Genomic DNA, 6,252 nt, shown 5'->3' with positions numbered 1-6,252 from the left:
CTTCTTCCCTTATCATACCATATGCCCGGCACGAGGATATAATGAAACCTGATCTGTATTTTGGTTTGGGTTGGGCCACCGCCCTGCCCATCATTCTGTTTGCTCAGTAAGCGACTAGCAGGAGGTACTTTGCAACTCTTTGTCTTTTTTACTCCTTCGGCGATTCTGCCCGATCAGGCCCAGGCTGGGGATGTCTACATTGTGATCGATGTGATTCGGGCCACGACGACAATGACGACGATGCTGGAGCGGGGCGCACGGCGCGTGTTGGTGGCTGAGTCGATCGAGCAGGCGCGCGCTGGTGCCGCTGCCCACCCCGGTCGCGCTCTCTGCGGCGAGCGCAATGTACGGCGTATCGCCGGCTTCGATTATGGGAATTCGCCGCGCGAGTTCGCTCAATTGGATCTGACGGGTCGCGAGCTGATCTTGACGACGACGAATGGTACGCGTGCCTTCCATGCCTGCCCGCCTGAGACGATCCGCCTGGCTGGCTGTTTCCGTAACGCTCATGCGGTGACTTCGGCGGCTCTGCGGCTGGCTCGCTCCCATGATCGCACTATTGCTCTGGTCTGCGCGGGCGAGTTTCGCTATTTTGCTCTCGATGATGCGGTCTGCGCTGGCTATCTGGCTGCGGAGTTGCTCCGTCTGGCCACCCTTCATGAGGCCGAGGTGGACGCGCCGGCTCTGACTCCCCATGAAAGCGCTCTGGCCGCTATGGCCCTCTATGAGGCCTTTAAGCCTCCACGCTTGCTGGAGTGCAGCCAGTCGTCGCTGACGGTGCTGCAGGCCGGTCTGGTTGATGATCCTCCTTTCTGTATGGAGATCGATCAGAGTACGGTCGTGCCGGCGATCTCTGGCCGCGAGGCGGATACGGGCCTGTTGATCGCCGAGCCGCTGGCCCTTTAAGGATCAGCGGCGCTGGCAACTCCGCCATCCGGTCCCTCGCGGCTCCCCGCTTCACTGTGGGTTCTCTCTCTGGCTTCGCTCACCACTGTTTAGGTCTATCGTTGGGTCGCCCGGCTGACTGCGAGGGACCAGTATTTCTACTGAGGTGGCTCCTCTCTTGCTTTCTCTGGCCTGAGCCTTGTGAGAGGCTCGGACGGCTTGTAACCGCTTGTTAAGCCTTGCCATCCTCTTTACCTTTCTTCTCCGCTCTGGAAGGCGAGTTGACTCCCTCTGGGGGTCTGATCCGTGTAACAGGTGACATCAGTAATGACCCAATGGCGATCGGAGTACCTTCGACAGTAGTGAGCACTGTCCTACTAGATCGCTTCAGCGAGAGGAGGAGAAAGTCCATATGGTAACGGGTTTTGTTCTGGCGAGCGTGCTGGGCACGCTGTGGGCCTGGATTGTCTGGATTATTATCGGCGGTTTGGCCGGCGCGATCGCCGACCGCCTGGTGCAAGGCGATCAGCTCGGCATCCTGGGCAATATTATCGTCGGCATCATCGGCGGTCTCTTGGGCGGCGCCATCCTGGGTGCCCTTGGTATTACGGTCAGTGGCATTTTCTGGACGTTCGTGACGGCTCTGCTCGGTGCTATCATCCTGCTTGTGATTGTGAAGGCTGTGACCGGTGGACGCGGGATCGGCGGCAAGCGTCCTACGGTCTAGTGAGCCTTTCGCTCTTCGCCTCCTTTCTTCGACGCACCGCGGCGCCGAAGTCTCCTTTACAGCGGGCCGGCTATCGATGCCGGCCCGCTTTTTGTTTGCCCAGGAGGCTGAGGCCGCTTGGTTGATTGGTTGGCCGGGTAGCTCTGCCTCTGTTGGTTGCGCTAGTGAGTGCTTGTCGCGTTGCTGGCTTTGGTAGTGCTGCTGCCCTTCTTATATGTAGTTACACAAGATAACTACAGAGCTATGCAAAAGGTCCTTTTTCTTTTTTCAGATGCCTTGCTTTTGTTTGATAAGATCTTGCCAGCTTCGTCTATAGAGTAGCAACATGATGGCAGGCCAGGACGAGACAGCTCGCTTCCTCTGAGTGAATAAGTGCCTGCTTGCCATGACTGGCTCGGGCCTGGCTGCCTGTTGCTTCTTTGCGAAAGCGAGATGCGGGTGGAGATGTCGTCTTGGCTGGCGCTTTCGCCCTCCGGTCTGCATATGCCAGGCCGATAGGCCGGGAGGAAGTGTCGGCGGTGACAGCTAGTCGCTAGGAGCAGGAAGGACGTGGTATATGGCTAGGAGGGAATTGACCCCTGATCGATGTCGCGACGGCCTGCGTCGCTCCAGATCTGGCCTAGATCCAGCGTGGGCCTGACCGGATAGTGGCGGGCGGCCTTGGCCGATGGGAAGGGCAAGAGTGCCACAGCAGGCAGCCACAGGTGAGAGTCTGCGCCTGTAGTCTAGTCTGAGGCTCTGTGAACGGAACGGATTAGCCTTTTCCCCTGCTGGTCTTCTGCTGGTGTGTGCACTCAGATCGCCTCATTTATGAACGCAATTTTTTGCATTGATTACACTGACCGCTGGCTCCCGCTTGCACAATGCCCAAAGCGGGAGCTTCAGACGACTTGCCTACAGCCGAGGGCAGCTTCGGGCTGGCGTGTGCGCGGGTTTCAGCGCTTGAGAGCTTTCCAGTGTCTCATCTGGAGGGCCTGGCATGCCAGTCGGCGCGAATGCTGCGCGAGTTCTTGTCGGCGGTAGCGCGCCCAGCTCTGGGTTCAGAGCAATTGCCGACGTAAGGCGTAAGAAGAAGGTCGTGCTATGGAGTTTACACAAGTCATCAAAAGTACTGTAGTTGCTCGGGCCATTTACGCTTTAGAGCAGATGGGATATCGTCATGAGGATGCTTCCGCCGAGGAAGAAGGTCGCTACGAGATTACTGGACGCAGCCATGCAGAGGAGGTGGTCCTGCGCGGGCCGCTACGCACGGCGTTGCAGCGTTTAAATCCCGAGGCCAGTGCAGAGCAGATCGCCCGTGCCTGTGCGCTGCTGACACGCGATCGTAGCGCTATGCACCCGATGAGTGCTAATCGTGAGGTCTATCATCTGCTGCGTGAGGGTCTCTCGTTGAGCGATGCGGATGGGCCGTCGGCGACCTCCAAGGCCAGGCCGAGTCAGCGGTGGCTCGCTGGCCGGACCGAGACCAGGGCGGCTACCGCTGCCGGCATGCCAAGGTCTGGTCCGATGCTGCGCCTCATTGACTGGCAGCAGCCGGCGGCGAATGATTGGCGGCTGATCTCCAATTACTGGGTACAGGGCCGCTGTGGCCGGCATTGTCTTCCTCTGGTTGGCTTCCTCAATGGTCTCCCTCTCCTGCTGTTTGTTATTGGCGCCGAGTCACTGGAGCAGCTCTATCAGCGCTATGTGCGGCGCTATCGCCTTGAGCTCCCGCAGCTCTTGTGGTATAACGCCCTTGTTCTGCTGTCGAACGGCCCTTTGAACCGCGTGGGCAGTATCGACAGCCCCTGGCCGCTACTGACCCCCTGGAAGCGTGTCCGGGACGAGGATGAACCGGAAGACTGTTCGCTAGAGACCGCGCTCTACGCTACCTGTCAGCCGGAGCGCCTGCTTGACCTTGTTGAGCACTTCACTCTCTTCCCGGCGACGCCACGTCCCACGAAGATTGTGGCTCGTACCCATCAGTATTTTGCGACCAATGCCGCCTATGCCCGTTTGCGTGAAAGTAGGGCCTTACGGGGTCGCCTGGGGCTGCTCTGGCAGACGCATGGTAGCGGTAAGAGTTATACACTGGCTTTTCTGCTGCGGAAGGTGCTGCGTCAACGTGACGAGCCAACGTCAACCTGTCTGTTGGTAACCGGTCACGAGGATCTGTGGCGCCAGCTTGTACGCTCACTGACGGAGTGCGGCCTGCTGGCGAAGGAGGCGAAGGCGGCGACTGCCCCGGTGACGACGGCGAGTGAGTTGCAACGTTTGTTAGAGCAGTCTCCTGCGGGTTCTGGCGCGCCGTCCCTCTATTTCGCGCTGCCTTCGGCCTTCGTCTCCCCTGAGTCGTTGTCGCTGCGCGCAGATCTGCTGGTGATTGTCGATGAGCTGCATACTTGCACGCTGGAGCAATTGCAGCAGATGCGCCAGGCGTTGCCCGCCGCGGCTTTTCTTGGGCTAACGGCCATGCCTTGTACTGAGGCTGAAGAGCCGGCCCTCCGCAGTCTCTTTGGTCCTTATCTTAGCTGCTATTCCTGCGCTCAGGCACTCGCCGATGGCACTATTGTGCCTGTCTACTATGAGGATCGCAGCACCTGTCTCGGGTTTCAGACCCCGCCTGGCTTCGCCGAGGCGATGCAGCAACTGGCCGAGGCCGCCGGTCCCTGCAGTGAGCATCAGGAGGAGCTGGCTCACCGCCTGCGCACTCCTTATGCGTTGCTCACTCAGCCAGAGCGCCTCGATCTGGTGGCGCGCGATCTGGTCGAGCATTGGCTTGCACGAGGTCAGGGCGCTAAGGCGCTGGTGCTCACGCTCGATAAGATTACTGCCGTGCGCCTCTATAATCGGGTGCTCTCTCTCTGGGAGCGGATGCTACGCCGGCTGCAGCGCGAGCGCGATGAGACCTTCGAGTGGCGCCGCCGCGCTGCGCTTGATGAACGCCTGGCCTCCTACAGGCCCATTGAGATGGCTGTGGTGATGTCGCCGTCGCCCGATGACTATCGTCGCTTCGCCGATTTCAACCATACGCCGGGCCGCGTCTATTGTGAGACGGTCGAGATCCGTCCTCATCATGAGCGTCTCTACGCTGAGGATCTGGTCGCTCGCTTCCGCGATGCAAATGATCCATTGCGCCTTGTCTTTACCTGTGATCCCTGGTTGGCGAGTCTGGCTGCTCCGCCCCTGACAACGCTCTATCTTGATCGGCCTCTGCGAGGCCCGCTGTTGCTGGCGGCCTTGACGGCGGTGAATCGGGTCAACGATGAGAATAAGATCGGTGGGTTGGTCGTGGACTATCTCGGTCATTGGCCGGCGCTTTCAGCCCTGCAACAGCAGTATACTCGGGCCGCTGAGCACGTGCTTTCTCAGCCGAGAGGCGCCCATCGTCGGGCCAGCCGCGCAGCCTTCGTCACCGAGACCAGCGCTATTCAAGAGAAACGCCAGCTTGTGGCCGAGCTGGAGCAGGCCCTTAAGGAGACTCTGGATTTCTGCGCACGCCACGCCGTCGACGTTGCCACGTTGTTGGCCCCCAGCGATGAGCGATTGCGTGACAGCGCCGTGTCTCAGGCTGCTGATCGCCTGCTTAGAGGGAATGACTTGCGCCAGGCCTTCTTTGCACAGGTGAGGCGCGTTGAGGCTTTGTATGCGGCGTTGCTGCCCGATAAGGAAGCGCCTCGCTTTGCTGGCCCGGTAGAGGCTCTGGGACTGACGGCCAGGCTCATGCAGCGTGCGCAGCATTGTCGCAGTCTGGATGAGCTGCTTGAGCATCCACGCGCTGTTATGGCCGGGGAGGGTCTGGCGCTACCCTCTGTTGGCAGAAGCGCTGAGCCGCCGGGCAGGAAGCCCTCGCTGACCTTGCTCGATTTGCGCCGCGTGAGTTTCTCGCGCTTGACTACCTTGCTCGGGAAGAGCAAGACACCGCTGCTGAAGGCCGAGCAGTTACGCAGCTTTTTGGCCTGGAATCTGGAGTTGCTGAGCAGCCAGCAGCCTCGCTATGCCGAGGCCCTGGCACGGCTAGAGGCGCTGCCGCGCAAGTATGAGAGCGGTCAGGCTCCCTGGGAGCAGTATCCCGCTGAGTTGTTAGCCTTTGTGCGCGCTTTGCTGGAGCAAACCGCCGCCGAGCCGCCATCGCCCTCTCCCGAGGCCGAAGGCTCCCGCTCGCGGCGACGCCCCGGCAAGGGACAGCGGGGAGGTCCCGCTCAGCTTCCGGCGGAGAGCTGAGGCGGAGACCTCGCGCGGCGCGAGCCGACAATGCTCGTCGCGCGCCTTTGTTGACCTGCCTGCCGGGCTGACCCGAGTTGTCTCTCCGGCAGGCAGGTCTCCCGCTATCCGTACTCCCGTTCCTCCCTGTGGTCAGTGAAGGTGCCCGTTGCCTTGGAGCGGCTCCTCCAACAGCAGCAGACCGTAGATGCGACGCTCAACTGCCTCAATCACTTCCTTGAGGATGAGGCTGGCCTGGCGATCTCCGGCTAGCTCGGCCAGCCGCTCATAGGTCTCGTAGGAAGGGGCAGCATCACGCTCGCCGGCCCGCAGCGCCTGTGCATACTCGTGCGCTAGCCGCTCCTTCAGGCGCTCAATCTCCTGGCTCGCTTCTGGCTGCTCACGGTCACGCTGCTCTTCACGCTGCTCTTCACCCTGCTCCTCATGCCATTCTTCAA

Annotated in this window: 4 protein-coding genes; 3 read left to right on the top strand and 1 reads right to left on the bottom strand. The window is 60.6% G+C overall.

Annotated elements, in window-relative coordinates:
• Positions 1 to 129 precede the first annotated feature (129 nt).
• From IRZ24_RS15460 to IRZ24_RS15450, 3 genes are all read left to right on the top strand, one after another.
• Positions 130 to 906 (top strand): 2-phosphosulfolactate phosphatase, encoded by a 777-nt coding sequence (locus IRZ24_RS15460; RefSeq protein ID WP_297165855.1) that lies wholly within the window; start codon positions 130 to 132, stop codon positions 904 to 906.
• A gap of 391 nt (positions 907 to 1,297) precedes the next feature.
• Positions 1,298 to 1,612 carry a GlsB/YeaQ/YmgE family stress response membrane protein gene (locus IRZ24_RS15455; protein WP_297165853.1) on the top strand — a complete coding sequence of 105 codons (315 nt, stop codon included), beginning with the start codon at positions 1,298 to 1,300 and terminating at the stop codon, positions 1,610 to 1,612.
• A 1,083-nt stretch (positions 1,613 to 2,695) separates the two neighbouring features.
• Complete coding sequence (locus IRZ24_RS15450; protein ID WP_297165850.1) at positions 2,696 to 5,815, top strand: type I restriction endonuclease; 3,120 nt, start codon at positions 2,696 to 2,698, stop codon at positions 5,813 to 5,815.
• 132 nt (positions 5,816 to 5,947) lie between these two features.
• Here the strand turns inward: IRZ24_RS15450 and IRZ24_RS15445 are convergent.
• On the bottom strand, positions 5,948 to 6,252 hold a 305-nt coding region (locus tag IRZ24_RS15445; RefSeq protein WP_297165847.1), incomplete at its 5' end, for a hypothetical protein.

This window comes from Thermogemmatispora sp. (assembly GCF_019683755.1).
GTDB lineage: Bacteria > Chloroflexota > Ktedonobacteria > Ktedonobacterales > Ktedonobacteraceae > Thermogemmatispora.
The sequence above is the reverse complement of the archived record's forward strand: the minus strand, read 5'-3'. Positions and strand labels throughout refer to the sequence as shown.